We start from the raw sequence: 15,514 nt of genomic DNA on the forward strand, positions 1-15,514 counted from the left end.
CTTTTACCCTTCTTCCGCATATTTCTTCTTCAGAAACCCTGATTCTTTGATATAGTGGTCAATTTTGCGCTCCAAAATCGTATACATGATCGGTTCTTGTGACCATAATTTCTCCAGTCTTTCTTTGGAATGGAGAATATAAGAATCTATAACTTCCAGAATCTGAAACTTCAATGATAGCCAGCTTGTTTTGGAACGATTCAGATGATTCATCACCTTAGCCGCCAACGGTGTATAATGGTTGTTCTGAATCTCTGAACGCTCAATCAACATCCTTTTCATGAAAGAAAACTCATCAGCAATCCCTTTCCATAGTGGCAGGTGAAAATGATCAGCGGTTTTCAAGAGCAAGGAAGACTCAATCCGATGAATGTTTTCCATCGAATTTTCAATGGATTGTCTATCGTTTTTATAATATTGCATCTTGTTTTCGTTAATTTCTTGAATTGCCTGTGCAAGCGTCCGGATCATAGAAAGATCCTTGATCTCAGAAAGGAGATAATAATAGAGACTACTATAATAATCCCCTGCAAGCACAGATAGCTGGCGATTCTTTTTGTCCTCGTCAGTCGTAACTTCATGTGAAGTGATGCGCTCATGCGTATCCAAAGCGATTTGAACGAGCATGGTTGAAATCGCATAATTGTCCAGTTCTTCTTCAGGTAAATCTTTTTCTTTCAAGATGATGTATGTGAGAAGAAGTTTATCTTCATCAATGACCGGCTTTTCGATATATCGCATCAAATAGGGATGCTGTAAGCGTTTATTGATCTTTTGAAGTAAATCTGAAATTTTCAGGTCCATTTCATATTTTTGCATTATGCCCTAAGCCCCCACCGATTCCAATGTATTCATGCCACAATGGAAATCGTCGTGTTAATCTTATGTATTCCGTTGATAATGTATTGTCTATTATATCATAAAACCCCTTCTATCATACGGTTCATATTTTCACCAGATACGAGGGGTCTCACTACTTCAAAGCTTTATGTAACGCCTGTTCAATGTGTTCAGGGCTCTCTTGTGAACAATGCAGAAGAGAGCTCTGACACTTCAAAGCCGGTTAGTCCTGATCGGTATGCATTTCACCGTGACGAGTCTGGATGACTGCTTTCCCTCTTACTTTGACAGCAGAGGTGTGTTCTGTGAATTGGGCGATCATCACTTCGTTCTTATCGAGTTTTTCCGAGTGATGGAAACGAGTATCCGATCCACGCGTCAAACCGATGACATTGACACCATTTTCTTTCGCCTTGATGACGAAGAACTCATTTTCAGAAGTTGCCATTTTTCATACCTCCAAGTTAAGACTTGATCAAACTCATGACTTCAGCACGTGCTGCTTGATCTTCTTCAAAGATTCCTCTTACAGCGGATGTGATCGTCTCCGAACCTGGCTTCTTCACTCCACGCATCGTCATGCACATATGTTCCGCTTCGATGATGACCATTACGCCATGCGGTTGAAGGGAACGAAGCAATGAATCTGCAATCGTCGAAGTAATACGTTCCTGAAGTTGAGGACGTTTTGCGACCGCTTCCACAGCTCGTGCTAATTTACTCAATCCAGTTACTTTACCGCCTTTCGGTATGTATGCTACGTGTGCTTTTCCGAAGAAAGGAACCAGATGATGTTCACACATGGAATAGAATGGGATATCTTTTACGAGTACAAGCTCTTCATGATCTTCCCCGAAAACCGTTTTGAAATGCTCTGAAGGATCTTGATTCAAACCTTGAAAAACTTCTTCATACATACGAGCTACTCGACTTGGTGTATCTAAAAGCCCCTCACGATCAGGGTCTTCTCCTATTGCTTCCAGTATCATTCTCACTGCTGTTTCAATTTTGCTATGATCCATTTCCAATGCTCCTTCATTAATACAGTATCAAACAGATAATAGCACAATAGCCTCTTTAGACGCAAAAAAGAAGAGCCGAATGTTCGACTCTCCTCCGATGCCCTATGTACTTATTACTTTACAGCGTCTTTAAGGGCTTTACCTGGTTTGAATGCAGGTACCTTGCTTGCAGGGATTTCAATCTCTTCACCTGTTTGTGGGTTACGGCCTTTACGAGCAGCACGCTCACGTACTTCGAAGTTTCCGAAACCGATGAGTTGAACTTTGTCCCCGCCTTTTAGTGAAGATTCAATCGCTTCGAATACAGCGTCAACTGTTTTAGAAACGTCCTTCTTAGAAAGTTGGGTTTGCTCAGATACATTATTGATTAGATCTGTCTTGTTCACACGACTCACCTCCTCTCAATGAGTTCGTTTCATTTTAGTCATTATAACCAATTATTCAAAGAACTAACAGCGTCAATACGTTGACATGCCTTATATTAAACGATATTGAACCGAAATTCAATCATTTTTCGGTATATTTCCGAATTGAAAGTAAATATCAGCCAATTCACGCTCAATCTAGATATATCAACGGTTCGTCAAACCATCATAACATCTAAGGCATGAAACGAGCAAAAAATAAAAGGAGACCCGCAAAATGCGGGTCCTCATTATGTGTGATTCGGGGGTTGATTGGCCATGAACCTGCATCGTATTCCGGTCAAATTAATCTTGTTCTCAAACTTGGGTTTTGCTTTTTTAAGGTAAGATAGAGTACTTACCCTGCCCCAAATCACATTTGCTCTCATTTTTGGGGAGGATAGACCTCTTATCCTGCCCGAAATCATATCTGCTCTCATTTTGGGGGAGGATAGACCTCTTACCCTGCCCGAAATCACAACTGCTCTCATTTTTGGGGAGGATAGAGCTCTTATCCTGCCCGAAATCATATCTGCTTTCATTTTGGGGGAGGATAGACCTCTTACCCTGCCCGAAATCACATTTGCTCTCATTTTGGGGGAGGATAGACCTCTGATCCTGCCCGAAATCACATTTGCTCTCATTTTCGGGTAGGATACACCCTTCACATCCAAAAAAAGAAAAGACTCCACTCAATTGGAGTCTTCTGGATTATAGGATGATCGCAATCAGTCCGCCTGAACCTTCGTTGATGATGCGTTCTAATGTCTCTTTAAGCTTATACCGCGCATTTTCCGGCATTAGCGAAATTTTCGCCTGAATACCTTCTCGTACGATGGAGTTAAGCGACCTTCCGAAGATATCGGAGTTCCAGATTGAAAGTGGATCGTCTTCGAAATCTTGCATCAAGTATCGGACCAGTTCTTCGCTCTGCTTCTCGGTACCGATGATTGGTGCGAACTCGGACTCTACATCTACCTTGATCATATGGATGGATGGTGCGACAGCTTTCAGCCTGACACCGAATCTTGATCCTTGACGGATGATTTCAGGTTCATCAAGACTCATATCCGATAAGGCAGGTGCTGCGATTCCATATCCTGTCTGCTTAACCATGCGGAGTGCGTCTGCTATCTGATCATACTCGGACTTCGCATGTGCAAAATCTTGCATGAGCTGTAAGAGATGGTCTTTACCCCTGATTTCGACTCCGACGACATCTTTTAAGATTTGATCATATAAATCGTCTGGTGCGTAAAGGTCGATTTCCGCAATCCCTTGCCCCATTTCGATACCAGCAAGTCTCGCTTCGTCAATGAACTCATAATCGGTGAAGTTTCCGACCACACGATCGACATCACGAAGACGCTTGATATCTTTTACAGTCTCACGAACCGACTCTTCATAGCTGTTACGGAGCCAGTGTTCGTTGTTCAATACCATTACCCAGCTCGGAAGATTAACGTTGACTTCCAGTACAGGGAATTCGTAAAGGACTTCTCTCAATACATTGTTGATGTCATGCTCTGTCATGCTTTCTACACTTAACGATAGACAAGGGATATCGTACTTCTCGCATAGATCCCTTCGCAGCTTCTCTGTCTCTGGATGATGCGGATGTACGGAATTGATGAGCATGATGAACGGTTTTCCGACTTCCTTCAATTCATCAACGATCCGTTCTTCTGATTCTACATAATCGTAACGTGGAATCTCTCCGATTGAACCGTCCGTCGTGACAACTACCCCTAAGGTCGAATGTTCTTGTATGACTTTTCTCGTACCGATTTCTGCTGCTTCATGAAACGGAATCGGTTCTTCGTACCATGGTGTATGGATCATCCTAGGACCATTTTCGTCCTCGTAACCCTTAGCACTCGGTACCGCATAACCTACGCTGTCTACTAAGCGTATATTCACTTCTAAACCATCATCCACTTCGATCTTGACAGCATTATTCGGCACGAATTTAGGCTCAGTCGTCATGATCGTCTTACCAGCCGCACTTTGAGGCAGCTCATCTTGAGCACGCATCTTTTCAGACTCGCTCTCTATGTTCGGCAGTACGACGAGTTCCATGAACTTTTTGATGAAAGTTGATTTACCGGTTCTTACAGCCCCCACTACACCCAAATATATATCGCCGCCAGTCCGTTCTGCGATATCTTTGAAGATATCAACTTTTTCCATTAGTTCCCCTCCCCATTCCAGAGTAGTGTTTGGGATAGACAATATATGTCTATGATGTTGTCCAACGAATATGACTGTTCTGGTGATAAAACTAAAAATAATATCGTAGATTCGATCGTTCGATCACCTCATCGTCGGAGAAATAACCATCCTATTGAACGAAAAAAATCCCTCCCTTACTACACTTTATTGGTAGAAGAGAGGGAACATACCTATTTCGGTGAGAAAAAACTTGTTTTCCGAGAACTTGTCATTATTCGGATTTTTCGAATAAAAAGACAGGCTCATCATTCTCGACCGTATAAGGGACAGAGAATGCAGGGACAAATGGAGAATCTTCCATCAGGATGTCCCTTATGTCATCACCTTTTTTATAATCATACTCTTTGTTTTGGAGTGCCTGGTATAGATCCATAGAATAATCGATATAGACGTTATTCTGTCCATCTACAATGAACGGAAGGTTATTACCTGTGAATGGACTCTTCACGACTGGCTGCTCCTTATAACCTAATTCTTTGTGCTTTAGCGTATACCGATTGTTCGCCAAAACATCTTTATAAGGTGGGTAGTCCTTTTTCTGGATATATAACCGTAATTTCATTTTGAAGTCTTTAAGCTGTTCTACTGTTTCAAGATCTACTAGCTTTACGACAGGGTCTTTCTCAACGTCGACCAGAACGTATTGAAAGACACCCCCATTTTCAAACGAATTGCCTGGAGGTTCCGGCATATACCGTGGTACTAGTTTTCCGAAATCGATAGGATACTTGATGTAAATGCCAGTGCCCTGTTCCCGGTTCTCAATCGGCAGCACACCATTATCCATACGGTACTGGTTGACCGCATCTTGGACAGTATTGAGCTGTTGCTTATAAGGTACTCGATTTTGTGCCATTCGCTCCTCTGGATAGAGACAGCCCGTCAACAGTGTAAAAGAAAGGACACCTACGACGAAATATATGAAACGCTTCATGTTATCACCTGACTTACTAAGCTATGTAAAATCATCTTACTAGGTATTACTCTGGAACGGGACCGCTGAACACGACAAATATGAGCAGGATCCCTGCAGTAATCATACATGCATATGCAAAGATTGAGATGATCCCTTTGAGGATACCGTTCAATTTCGTCCGGCTGATGGATATCGAAATGACCGATATGAACATCAGTCCGATCGCAGCTAGAGCGATCCACATCTTGATTAACCCTTCAGACATGCGCTTACCTCCTTATTTCCGGGTTTCATTATAGCACATTTTCTGAATAGAACATATGAACAAGAAAGGACAACTCAAAGAATCATCGCGATAAAAAATAAAAGCTGAAGAAAAGGGGCGCCTTTTCTCCAGCAATTGACTAAATAACATTTCCCGCTGCAGCTCAAATGTCCATTCCATGCTAGTTTATGCAAATTTATGGATACCTGTATCGCTCAATCGCCTATTTTTACCTCAATATTATTTCTTATTGAACATTTTCGCGATCGAGGCCATGTCCAGAGGGATATTATTATTTATGATCGCCTTTACGATCTGATCTTCTTTTTCTTTTGAAACCGGTACCCCCGCCATACGAGAGACCTGTGAAATCAATTGGCGAATCGTCTTCTCATCACGTAAATTGGCATTTTGTACAGAATCGGCTAGCTTGAAAATATCTTCTTTCTTTACACCTGTCTTCTTTTCAATGTCATCCATGAAATTTCTGTCCATCGAAGTCCTCCTCACACGTAACATTCATAATATCCTATGCGATGGAGGGCACTTCGTGTGCTTTATTCAGGATTTTTTTCGTTTAACGTATATCGACTCGAAATCAACGAGCTCAAGTCTTCCCCTTCGTGAGTCCTGCTTCTTCTCATCAGGGAATCGACTGCTTCCTTCGGATGCTTGTCATGGAAAAGCACTTCATACAATTCATTCGTAATAGGCATTTCAACGCCTTCTTTCTTGGCGAGCTGATAGGCCGCTTTCGTTGTTCGTACCCCTTCGACGACCATGCCCATGTTTTCCAGGACCTCATCGAGAGAGTTGCCCTTCCCGAGCAGATTACCTGCTCTCCAGTTCCGGCTATGTACACTCGTACAAGTAACGACGAGATCTCCGATTCCGGATAATCCTGCAAAAGTGAGAGGTTGTGCACCCATTGTCGTTCCTAACCGTGCGATTTCAGCTAGACCACGTGTCAACAGGGCCGCTTTCGCATTGTCCCCGTAACCTAAGCCATCGGACAGCCCGGCACCTAAAGCGATGATGTTCTTCAACGAACCTCCAAGTTCGACACCCACAATATCCGGATTCGTATACACTCTGAAGTTCGGGTTGATGAACAGATCCTGGACCTGTTCTGCTTTTTCGTGGTTTTTGGAAGAGACCGTCACAGTAGTCGGTTGGCGAAGACTAACCTCTTCGGCATGACTCGGTCCGGAAAGCACGACAACGGCTTCACGCAGCTCTGCAGGAATCTCATCTTCTATCACTTCTGACACTCTATAGAGCGTATCAGGTTCAATTCCTTTACTTGCATGGATCAAAGTCACCTTGTCCTCCAGATCCTCTTTCATCTGGTTCAGTATTTCTCTTAAAGCGCTAGTCGGAGTAACGAGCAGAATCGTATCCGTGTTGGAGACAGCTTCTTTCAAGTCGTTTGTCGCAATGATGTTTTCAGGTAGTTCTACATCCGGTAGATACTTTTGGTTTGTATGGCGTTCATTGATCTCATCCACCTGCTCGCTTCTACGAGCCCATAACCGTACATCATGTTGGTTATCCGCCAGCACAAGTGCCAAAGCGGTTCCCCAACTACCTGCACCAATAACAGCAATCTTCTTCATTAACTTGTCACTTCCTTCTTCTGACCTAACTTGCTTTCAGTACCTTTCATCAACCGCTGGATATTCGTACGATGACGCCACAAGGATAAAAGGCCGATAACGGTAGCGAGAATGATATAAGCTGTCCCATATTCGCCCATAAAGGCTGCCAAAATCGGTGTAAGAATGATAAAGAACAGCGATCCCAATGATACATATCTAGTCAAAGCAATCGTCAAAATGGCGACCCCACCTGCGATGAGGGCAGGAATGAATACAAGGATGGCAAATACGCCAATGGTAGTCGCTACACCTTTGCCGCCTCGGAACCCGTAATAAATCGGCCAGTTATGTCCGACAATCGCAAACAGACCTGCTAGGAAAGCGACCCAGCCTTCTACACCTAATAGATAGCTGAGTAATACGGCAACAATCCCTTTGGAAGCATCCAACAGCAATACTGCGATTGCAGGACCCCATCCTAGGACACGAAGGGTGTTGGTAGCGCCTGCATTCCCGCTCCCTTGCGTACGGATATCCACCTTCTTGATTTTCTTAGCGATCAGATAACTGAAACTGATCGAACCGATAAAATAACCGATGAGTATCGCAAGAATGATATTGATGATGTCCATGAGTGCCTCCTATTCATTTTTTCTACGAGCAATAATGCGAACCGGAGTACCTTTGAATCCGAAAGCTTCGCGAATCCGATTTTCGATGAACCGCTTGTACGAAAAGTGGAGCAGTTCAGGGTCGTTCACGAACAACACAAATGTCGGCGGCTTGATTGCCACCTGGGTAACATAATTGATTTTAAGCCTTCTACCTTTATCAGTCGGTGTCGGATTCATCATGACAGCATCCATGATGACATCGTTCAATACATTCGTTTTCACACGCATTGTATGGTTTTCAGCTACCTGCTCAATGACTGGCAGTAGAGTGTGTAGACGCTGTTTCGTTAACGCCGAAACGAAAACGATCGGAGCATAGTCCAGGAATAAGAAATGATCGCGGATCTTCTGTTCGAAGTCACGTAGCGTCTTATCATCTTTCTCGATCGCGTCCCATTTGTTTACGACGATGATGACCGCTCGACCCGCTTCATGAGCGTATCCTGCGATTTTCTTATCTTGTTCGATAATGCCTTCTTCTGCATTCAAGACGACAAGAACGACATCAGAGCGATCGATCGCTTTCAAAGCCCTTAATACACTATATTTTTCGGTGGTTTCATATACTTTTCCTTTTTTTCGCATACCTGCCGTATCAATGATGACATATTCTTGACCATCTTTCGTGAATTTGGCATCGATTGCGTCACGTGTCGTACCGGCTATGTCACTTACGATCACACGCTCTTTACCGACGATCGCATTCACGAGGGAGGACTTTCCGACGTTCGGACGTCCAATCAATGAAAATTTGATTGTAGAATCGTCATAATCCTCTACGTCTTCCTCAGGAAAGTGCTTGACGACTTCATCGAGAAGATCTCCGAGTCCAAGACCATGCGCCCCAGAAATGGCGACTGGTTCTCCGAATCCTAACGAGTAGAATTCATATACCTCACTCATGCGCTCTGGGTTATCGATTTTATTGACTGCAAGTACGATCGGCTTTTTCGAACGGAAGAGGATTTGAGCTACCTCTTCATCTGCAGAAGTAATTCCATCACGTCCATTAACCATGAAGATGATGACATCCGCTTCGTCAATAGCAATTTCGGCTTGTTGTCTCATCTGTTTCAAAAGTGGTTCGTCACCGAGGTCGATCCCACCTGTGTCGATTACATTAAATTCTGTATTCAGCCATTCTGCTGAACTATAAATACGGTCCCGAGTTACGCCTGGCTTGTCTTCCACAATCGCTAGACGGTCCCCGATGATACGATTGAATATTGTCGATTTTCCAACATTAGGACGTCCGACAACAGCTACAACCGGTTTACGCATAACATCACTTCCTTCTCTTCAATGCTTCCAATCCTTATGATTGGTGCATTTCCAATCCATCTTCCGTATGTAAAATCAATTTACAATTAGAACTCATTTATTTTAGCAAAAAACAAGGTTCCCTACAACATCGGAAACAACGGCCGATTAATGAACCCCTTCCTTCACATGTTTGACGGGTCGATCCACCTTCACCTTCAGCTTGCTGATGAAGGATTCATACATCGTCCAAAGAAAGACGATTCCGCACGCCACTACTAGGACATTTAAAAAGATGAAGGATCCAGAAACATACATCGGATGCATGTCCAACATGAAAATGGTGTATCCCACTTCCCCATGGATCAATGCGGAAATCACTACAGAAAGTCTAGTCCTGACCGTTTTCAGCATTAAAATCGAGAGTAATGCCACCGGAAGCGCCATAAAGAAATGAAAACTGAACATGACCCAAATTGGATCATTCATGACGATGACATACAAACCGAGATATACAAGGGATAACAGGATACTCACAAACATGCTGTACATCGTATCTCTGGCAGTCTGCATACCAATGTAAGCATAACTGATTAATGCGAGCATTAAAAGGGTTCCATTCATGGAAAAACGATCGATATGAAAAGTGAAGGTCGATGTGTAAATGAGTAGGAGAAAGAAGATGGAGAGATACACTCTTTCCTTCGTTTTCTTCATAAGAAATGTCGTAATTGTCCAAGCAATCCAAGCTAACCAGTAAAATGCAGCACCTTCCATATTTTCAACTCCACCTTCTTGTTTTGGCATTAATCCACATCCTTAATAAGTATGGAAATGGAAGGCGAATTCTAAACTGTAGAATCTTTATTAGGGTGTAAAAATGTATAGGAATCCTTCGATTTCTAAAACTAATTGAAAAGGAGTGATGAAATTGGGAAAAGACAGACAAGAAAAGAAGTTGAAGCAATCAGGACGTGTAGAATCTGATCGTGACCGAGGTTTGCGTTTTAAAGGGGCGACTCGCATGGATACCCCAGAAGAGGCGAGACGGGATAATCAACATTAAATCGAGGTGCAGGTGAATCTAATCGATGATGACTATGGTCATCAGGTTGACCTTTCGAAAATTAAAAAAGGCGAGCGCAAATGCGCTCGCCTTCATTCGTTCATTTACTTATACTTCTTTAGTTGATCGCCGATCATGTCTCCAAGTGAGAAACCGGAATTTCCATCTGTCTCTTTGCTGTATTCAGGATCGATTTTCGATGGACGGTTTTCTTCTTCAAGTGTAGCGCGGATGCTCAAGGAAATACGTTTTTCATCCGTATTGATGTCCAGCACTTTCACTTTCACGACTTCGCCTTCGGACAGCACTTCGCTTGGTGTGCCGATGTGACGGTTGGCGATTTCTGAAATATGCACTAGGCCTTCGACACCAGGTGCCACTTCAACGAATGCACCGAAGGAAACTAAACGTTTCACTGTACCCTCAGCGACTTTACCTTTTTCAAGTACATCAGAGACGTTATCCCATGGTCCAGGCAACGTTTCTTTGATGGATAATGAAATACGCTCATTATCGCGGTCAACAGAAAGTACTTTCACTTTCACAGAATCCCCTTCGCTTACCACTTCAGATGGTGTTTCCACACGGTGGTGTGCGAGCTGGGAAATGTGTACAAGACCATCGATGCCGCCGATATCAACGAACGCACCGAAGTCTGTTAGACGCTGAACCGTACCTTCAAGTACTTGACCAGCTTCTAGTGATTGAAGCACTTCTTGCTTTTTCGATTCTTCTTGCGCTTCAAGGACTGCACGGTGAGACAAGATCAGCTTGTTGTTTTCCTCATCTAGCTCTACGATCTTGACTTCAAGTGATTTTCCTTTATAAGAAGAGAAGTCTTCGACGAAGTGTCTTTCCACAAGGGAAGCAGGGATGAACCCGCGCACGCCAAGATCGACCACTAGACCGCCCTTGACTACGTCAGCGATATCGACTTCTAAAGTTTCATTGTTTTCATGAGCTTCTTTTAACTCAGACCAAGCTTTTTCAGCAGAAATCGCACGCTTGGAGAGTACCAGTTCTTCTTCAGTTAGTTTAATCACTTTAAGTGTTAATGTATCTCCCTCAGATAAAACATCACTAACTTTTTCAACATGCAAGCTAGAGAGCTCACTGATCGGCAGGATTCCATCCATTTTATATCCTGCATCGATTAATGCATGCTTTTCCTCGACCTTTGTAACAGTACCGTCTACGACGTCCCCCGTTTCCAAAGGCTTCATTTCTGAAAGTTCTTGATTCATTTCATCAGTCATTGGCTTTACCTCCTTAAGTGTCTAAACGAAGAGAAACTATATAAGACCCTTCACATAAAATTCAGTGAAAGAGTATGTATAAGTGAGTGTCCAAAAAAATGTTTTGAACATTCTCAATCTCCATTCTCTTTCCTCTAACTTCTTACAAATAGCGAGATTTGTCAAGTAACTATGCTTCTATCTTCAGGACTTATTTGCCTCATACAATTTGCGTATTTCTGCCATGATTTTCTCGGTTGCGTCCTTTGCAGAAGCCTTATTTTCTTTCAATTCACTGAAGTCGATTTCAGGTCCGTAAACGATCTTCACAGTGCGGAATAGTTTGAAAGGACCGATGATTGCACAAGGGATTACTTTGGCATCCGTCTTCATCGCAAAGAACCCTGCCCCTGCAAGACCTGAACCGATTTCGCCAGTCTTGCTTCTCGTTCCTTCAGGGAAAAGTCCGACCGCTTTCCCATTTCTCAGAAGTTCTAAGCCTTTACGTAGGGCTTGTTTATCACTCATACCGCGACGGACAGGGAAAGCATGAATCTTAGGTAGGATATTTTTCAAAATCGGGACTTCAAAAAGTTCGGCTTTCGCCATGAAATGGACCGTACGTCCTGAAGACGAGCCGACTAATGGCGGATCCAGATAACTGATATGATTGGAACAGATCAATACGCCATCCTCTTTCGGCACATTTTCAAGTCCTTCCACTTGAATTCGGTACCCTCCGTAAAAGATTCCATTGAATAATGAACGACCTAAATTATAAAGCGCCACCAACCATCAAACCCTTTCATATTCTCTTACAATCGTCAAAATCGCATCTACGACCTCATCAATCGTCATCGTAGTTGTGTCGACCTCGATTGCATCCACCGCTTTTTTAAGTGGGGACACTTCCCGTTGCGAATCCAACAAGTCTCTTTGTTCAATTTCTTTCTTGATTTGTTCTATGTCTGAAGCCATCCCTTTTGATACGTTCTCTTCGTGTCTTCTTTTCGCTCTTTCATCCACAGAAGCAATCAGGAAAATTTTCACCTGAGCGTTCGGAATGACGTGCGTGCCGATATCTCTTCCGTCCATGACGACGGAATGTTTTTCACTCAGCTTCTGTTGGCGCTTGACCATTTCTTTTCGGACTTCCGCATGCTTCGCTACTTCAGACACATTATTCGTTACATCTGAAGTACGAATCTCTTCAGTGACATCCTCATCGTCCAATAGTACGATCTGGCGGTCTGATTGCTTTTGCAAATCGATTTTTGTCGTTTGCAACAAAGATTGCAGTGCATCTTCATTACGGACATCAATACCCTCGCGAAGTGCTTTCAAAGTGATGGAACGGTACATCGCTCCGGTATCAATGTATACATAGGTTAATTCATCTGCGACCTTTTTCGCTACAGTGCTCTTTCCAGCACCTGCTGGACCATCGATGGCAATTTTCATTAGATTACTCATACTTCCTCCTGCTATATCACGTTGTATTCCAATTATTTTTGTTTTTAATCATAGAGAAAACTTGGCTTTGATAGCAGTAAAGCACCCGCTTCTTATGCCAAGTTCACGCATTTATTTCTTCTCAGTTAGGTCTTCCTTTTCAACTCTTCCATCATACCATAGGTCACTGGAGTGGTCTATCGTTTCAACCGTCTCTCCTCTATGGCCATTATGGATCCCTTCATACTGATAAACCTTGTTCATATAGGTTCTCAGACCAGGATTGGCAAGCACCAACTGGGCGATGATGAGAAAGATGAATTGACAAATGATCAGTTTGGTGAAGAGTCGTTCCGTCCTTTTCAAGACATATCATCCTCAGAAATTGGTTTCTTATTTATCTATGCCCAATTTCATGGATCTTTTTACATGATTAAAGGAGACCTTTCTTTTTGAAGCGTAGTTGTTCTTCAAAACAGAATCGTAGGAAATTCTGCTTATCATTTTCGGAAACATCAACGAACTGTAATGGGGCTTTATCCCTTTTGCCATCTTTCCCATCAATGATCCGAATGACTTTTGCATGTTGCTTAGAGTAATGGATCCGGTCTTTCAAAGGCAATACCAACCAACAGATGACATCCATCCCTGCCTTCAATTTGTGTTTCTCAGGCAAATTGATGGCGCAACCTCCTGCACTGATATCGGAGGTCATCGTATTAAATGGTGAAAAATGCACATCTTTCGGGTGGATGGCCACATCAATGGATGTATCGACCCTTACATACTCCCTACGCTGGATCTTTTTCAGGTTCTGTTCACCAGGATAAGAGATGACTAATAAAGGAAGCCGATCTTTCTTCCGATCCACCATTTCCGTATTGAACGAATATGTCATTTTATCTTTCGTTGTAAAATGCCCGTGAAAACGTGTTCCGACCATAAAAAATTCAGACTTGTTCGTCCGAAGGTTTGTCGGATATGTAACAAGCAATCGATCTGTCCCGACATGCTCCACCTTACATTTATATTTGAGTGGTGCTGCGCCAGGCTTATGGATATCCAAGAAAAGAATGTCACCGATTTGAATCATATTTCCCCTCGCCCCTTAATGATTCGATTAGGTCTATTATCTCATTTTAATAAAAAAAGGAAAAGCACATTTTGCGCTTTTCCTTCCCTCGAATTCACTACATGCTATTCACGGGTGTGTTCGGGTCATCAAGCTTTTTCACTTTCTCTTCATACCCATTATCCGCGTTGATGAAAATCCTGAATGTTTCATTTCCGAGTGTGGCGAGGAATTCATAACAGTGCACTTCATCCCCTAAATCGTTTACAATCATCGCCTGATGATTTTCCATGATTTTCAGCTTCGGATTCATTTTGCCTTTCGCTTCTTCAATCGAAAGACTTGGGGAACCGATTTTCCGGTCTTTTTCTCCGACCAAGTAGTTCATTCCTTCATACCCGATGATATCCCCATTGTCCAATGCCACTTTGATCGTAATGGTTTGAGGATAGATCCTAACATCATCTTGCATTTTCACATATGTGAAAATACCGATGTTGTCATATTGGTCGCTTGTTGAAAGCTCCATTTGATCCATCGCATGATTTTTCAAGAACTTCAACGCTTTCTGACTACCCTCGTAAAGGCTGATTTTGGCTTTCTTCACATTACGATCCTGAAGAATCCAAACAGGGTGACCGCCTTTCTTCGTCAGCTCCATATAAATGTTCGATTTTGTGTCCGGTTCATTGATGGAAACTCGATAAGCTTCATATGGGCTGCCTTTTCCGTTGGCCTCAACGATCACTTTGCTACCCTTTTTCAAATTCAAGAACTTGAACGCAAGATCTTTTGCTTCTTTTTTGGATATCTCTTTTCCGGATAAAGCTTTATATTTATTGTCCTTGATATCACTGATCTTCGTCATTTCAGGGCCCCAGTTCACTTCTGAATACCCCTCAACGGACTTGTCGACGGTTTTCAATCCATCGATGATCGTATTGTCTTGTGGATCAGCTTCTGTCGCAAGTGCTAATTCGACATCCATCCAACGAAGATTTTCTTTCATGACCAGTGATTGGACTTTTCTTAATTCACCTTTGATTTCAGAAGCATTTTGATGCAATTTTTCAAGCGTCTTATATTCCTGATCCGAAAGAGGCTTCTTCTCTAGGTCACGGATTGCGATTCGATAGCTGAATTCTCCGATGTTCGTCAGAAACTCTTCCGTTTTGTTAAAAGGAATCAAGGCTAACGGCAATTGTCCGACATCATTATGGGCTTCAGACGTCAATCGCCACACCTCCGCTAAAGCGGGTGACAACTGTTGACGAGAGTTCATCGCAAGTGTCGTCCCGATCTTCTCCTCAAGGGCATCTACGTGGAAATTCAAATCATGGAAGGCTCTTTGGTAGTTATTTTCCGCATTGATCAAAACGGCGTTTTTCTCTTGATGTTCTTTATATCCCCAATAGCCAGTACCAACTACTGCAATCGCTAAAAGGGTGATGAGTATCGTTCGAATCATTCCGATTCAC

At 42.8% G+C, this 15,514-nt stretch carries 19 protein-coding genes; 1 reads left to right on the top strand and 18 read right to left on the bottom strand.

Features of this window, described 5'->3' with window-relative positions:
* Positions 1-3: 3 nt before the first annotated feature.
* From ACSVDE_RS08115 to ACSVDE_RS08170, 12 genes are all read right to left on the bottom strand, one after another.
* A complete protein-coding gene (locus tag ACSVDE_RS08115; RefSeq protein WP_439300414.1) occupies positions 4-819 on the bottom strand; it encodes a heptaprenyl diphosphate synthase component 1 in 816 nt (271 codons plus the stop codon).
* Positions 820-1,063: 244 nt separating this feature from the next.
* Positions 1,064-1,288 carry a trp RNA-binding attenuation protein MtrB gene (gene mtrB / locus ACSVDE_RS08120; protein WP_226549510.1) on the bottom strand — a complete coding sequence of 75 codons (225 nt, stop codon included), beginning with the start codon at positions 1,286-1,288 and terminating at the stop codon, positions 1,064-1,066.
* A gap of 16 nt (positions 1,289-1,304) precedes the next feature.
* Complete coding sequence (folE, locus tag ACSVDE_RS08125) at positions 1,305-1,862, bottom strand: GTP cyclohydrolase I FolE (protein WP_226549513.1); 558 nt, start codon at positions 1,860-1,862, stop codon at positions 1,305-1,307.
* A gap of 113 nt (positions 1,863-1,975) precedes the next feature.
* Positions 1,976-2,248: an HU family DNA-binding protein gene (locus ACSVDE_RS08130; RefSeq protein WP_439300415.1), complete on the bottom strand. Its 273-nt coding sequence runs from the start codon at positions 2,246-2,248 to the stop codon at positions 1,976-1,978.
* A gap of 729 nt (positions 2,249-2,977) precedes the next feature.
* Positions 2,978-4,456: a stage IV sporulation protein A gene (spoIVA, locus tag ACSVDE_RS08135; protein ID WP_226549531.1), complete on the bottom strand. Its 1,479-nt coding sequence runs from the start codon at positions 4,454-4,456 to the stop codon at positions 2,978-2,980.
* 253 nt (positions 4,457-4,709) lie between these two features.
* The gene (locus ACSVDE_RS08140; protein ID WP_439300416.1) at positions 4,710-5,432 is read right to left on the bottom strand and encodes a hypothetical protein; all 723 of its coding nucleotides are present in this window, start codon (positions 5,430-5,432) and stop codon (positions 4,710-4,712) included.
* Between the two features lie 46 nt (positions 5,433-5,478).
* Positions 5,479-5,679, bottom strand: a complete 201-nt coding sequence (locus ACSVDE_RS08145; RefSeq protein WP_439300417.1) for a DUF2768 domain-containing protein — start codon at positions 5,677-5,679, stop codon at positions 5,479-5,481.
* A gap of 240 nt (positions 5,680-5,919) precedes the next feature.
* Positions 5,920-6,174 carry a stage VI sporulation protein F gene (locus tag ACSVDE_RS08150; protein ID WP_226549540.1) on the bottom strand — a complete coding sequence of 85 codons (255 nt, stop codon included), beginning with the start codon at positions 6,172-6,174 and terminating at the stop codon, positions 5,920-5,922.
* 62 nt (positions 6,175-6,236) lie between these two features.
* Positions 6,237-7,295: an NAD(P)H-dependent glycerol-3-phosphate dehydrogenase gene (locus ACSVDE_RS08155; protein ID WP_439300418.1), complete on the bottom strand. Its 1,059-nt coding sequence runs from the start codon at positions 7,293-7,295 to the stop codon at positions 6,237-6,239.
* Positions 7,295-7,909 carry a glycerol-3-phosphate 1-O-acyltransferase PlsY gene (plsY, locus tag ACSVDE_RS08160; protein ID WP_439300419.1) on the bottom strand — a complete coding sequence of 205 codons (615 nt, stop codon included), beginning with the start codon at positions 7,907-7,909 and terminating at the stop codon, positions 7,295-7,297. The genes ACSVDE_RS08155 and plsY overlap by 1 nt, the downstream gene beginning before the upstream one ends.
* Before the next feature lie 9 nt (positions 7,910-7,918).
* Entirely contained in the window at positions 7,919-9,232 is a 1,314-nt protein-coding gene (gene der, locus ACSVDE_RS08165) for a ribosome biogenesis GTPase Der (RefSeq protein WP_439300420.1), read from the bottom strand.
* A gap of 147 nt (positions 9,233-9,379) precedes the next feature.
* Positions 9,380-10,018, bottom strand: coding sequence for a YphA family membrane protein (locus tag ACSVDE_RS08170; protein ID WP_439300421.1), 639 nt, complete (start codon positions 10,016-10,018; stop codon positions 9,380-9,382).
* Positions 10,019-10,142: 124 nt separating this feature from the next.
* Between ACSVDE_RS08170 and ACSVDE_RS08175 the strand changes: the two genes are divergently transcribed.
* Positions 10,143-10,277 carry a YpzI family protein gene (locus ACSVDE_RS08175; protein WP_439300422.1) on the top strand — a complete coding sequence of 45 codons (135 nt, stop codon included), beginning with the start codon at positions 10,143-10,145 and terminating at the stop codon, positions 10,275-10,277.
* A gap of 104 nt (positions 10,278-10,381) precedes the next feature.
* On the opposite strand, the gene rpsA is transcribed toward ACSVDE_RS08175, so the two are convergent.
* From rpsA to ypeB, 6 genes are all read right to left on the bottom strand, one after another.
* A complete protein-coding gene (gene rpsA, locus ACSVDE_RS08180; RefSeq protein ID WP_439300423.1) occupies positions 10,382-11,533 on the bottom strand; it encodes a 30S ribosomal protein S1 in 1,152 nt (383 codons plus the stop codon).
* Positions 11,534-11,716: 183 nt separating this feature from the next.
* Positions 11,717-12,301, bottom strand: coding sequence for a lysophospholipid acyltransferase family protein (locus ACSVDE_RS08185; protein ID WP_439300424.1), 585 nt, complete (start codon positions 12,299-12,301; stop codon positions 11,717-11,719).
* A gap of 6 nt (positions 12,302-12,307) precedes the next feature.
* Entirely contained in the window at positions 12,308-12,985 is a 678-nt protein-coding gene (cmk, locus tag ACSVDE_RS08190) for a (d)CMP kinase (RefSeq protein ID WP_439300425.1), read from the bottom strand.
* A 111-nt stretch (positions 12,986-13,096) separates the two neighbouring features.
* Entirely contained in the window at positions 13,097-13,330 is a 234-nt protein-coding gene (locus ACSVDE_RS08195; protein ID WP_439300426.1) for a YpfB family protein, read from the bottom strand.
* A gap of 67 nt (positions 13,331-13,397) precedes the next feature.
* On the bottom strand, positions 13,398-14,057 hold the full coding sequence (locus tag ACSVDE_RS08200; RefSeq protein ID WP_439300427.1) for a flagellar brake protein: 660 nt from the start codon (positions 14,055-14,057) through the stop codon (positions 13,398-13,400).
* Between the two features lie 97 nt (positions 14,058-14,154).
* The gene (gene ypeB / locus ACSVDE_RS08205; protein ID WP_439300428.1) at positions 14,155-15,504 is read right to left on the bottom strand and encodes a germination protein YpeB; all 1,350 of its coding nucleotides are present in this window, start codon (positions 15,502-15,504) and stop codon (positions 14,155-14,157) included.
* Between the last annotated feature and the right edge of the window lie 10 nt (positions 15,505-15,514).

The sequence above is a fragment of the Pseudalkalibacillus sp. Hm43 genome (genome assembly GCF_051842935.1).
GTDB lineage: Bacteria > Bacillota > Bacilli > Bacillales > Fictibacillaceae > Pseudalkalibacillus.

Excerpts from the sequence above, each read along its gene's own strand:
- ACSVDE_RS08115 (WP_439300414.1), bottom strand. The coding sequence starts at position 819 with ATGCAAAAATATGAAATGGACCTGAAAATTTCAGATTTACTTCAAAAG.
- mtrB (WP_226549510.1), bottom strand. The coding sequence starts at position 1,288 with ATGGCAACTTCTGAAAATGAGTTCTTCGTCATCAAGGCGAAAGAAAAT.
- folE (WP_226549513.1), bottom strand. The coding sequence starts at position 1,862 with ATGGATCATAGCAAAATTGAAACAGCAGTGAGAATGATACTGGAAGCA.
- spoIVA (WP_226549531.1), bottom strand. The coding sequence starts at position 4,456 with ATGGAAAAAGTTGATATCTTCAAAGATATCGCAGAACGGACTGGCGGC.
- ACSVDE_RS08140 (WP_439300416.1), bottom strand. The coding sequence starts at position 5,432 with ATGAAGCGTTTCATATATTTCGTCGTAGGTGTCCTTTCTTTTACACTG.
- ACSVDE_RS08145 (WP_439300417.1), bottom strand. The coding sequence starts at position 5,679 with ATGTCTGAAGGGTTAATCAAGATGTGGATCGCTCTAGCTGCGATCGGA.
- ACSVDE_RS08150 (WP_226549540.1), bottom strand. The coding sequence starts at position 6,174 with ATGGACAGAAATTTCATGGATGACATTGAAAAGAAGACAGGTGTAAAG.
- ACSVDE_RS08155 (WP_439300418.1), bottom strand. The coding sequence starts at position 7,295 with ATGAAGAAGATTGCTGTTATTGGTGCAGGTAGTTGGGGAACCGCTTTG.
- plsY (WP_439300419.1), bottom strand. The coding sequence starts at position 7,909 with ATGGACATCATCAATATCATTCTTGCGATACTCATCGGTTATTTTATC.
- der (WP_439300420.1), bottom strand. The coding sequence starts at position 9,232 with ATGCGTAAACCGGTTGTAGCTGTTGTCGGACGTCCTAATGTTGGAAAA.
- ACSVDE_RS08170 (WP_439300421.1), bottom strand. The coding sequence starts at position 10,018 with ATGCCAAAACAAGAAGGTGGAGTTGAAAATATGGAAGGTGCTGCATTT.
- rpsA (WP_439300423.1), bottom strand. The coding sequence starts at position 11,533 with ATGACTGATGAAATGAATCAAGAACTTTCAGAAATGAAGCCTTTGGAA.
- cmk (WP_439300425.1), bottom strand. The coding sequence starts at position 12,985 with ATGAGTAATCTAATGAAAATTGCCATCGATGGTCCAGCAGGTGCTGGA.
- ACSVDE_RS08200 (WP_439300427.1), bottom strand. The coding sequence starts at position 14,057 with ATGATTCAAATCGGTGACATTCTTTTCTTGGATATCCATAAGCCTGGC.
- ypeB (WP_439300428.1), bottom strand. The coding sequence starts at position 15,504 with ATGATTCGAACGATACTCATCACCCTTTTAGCGATTGCAGTAGTTGGT.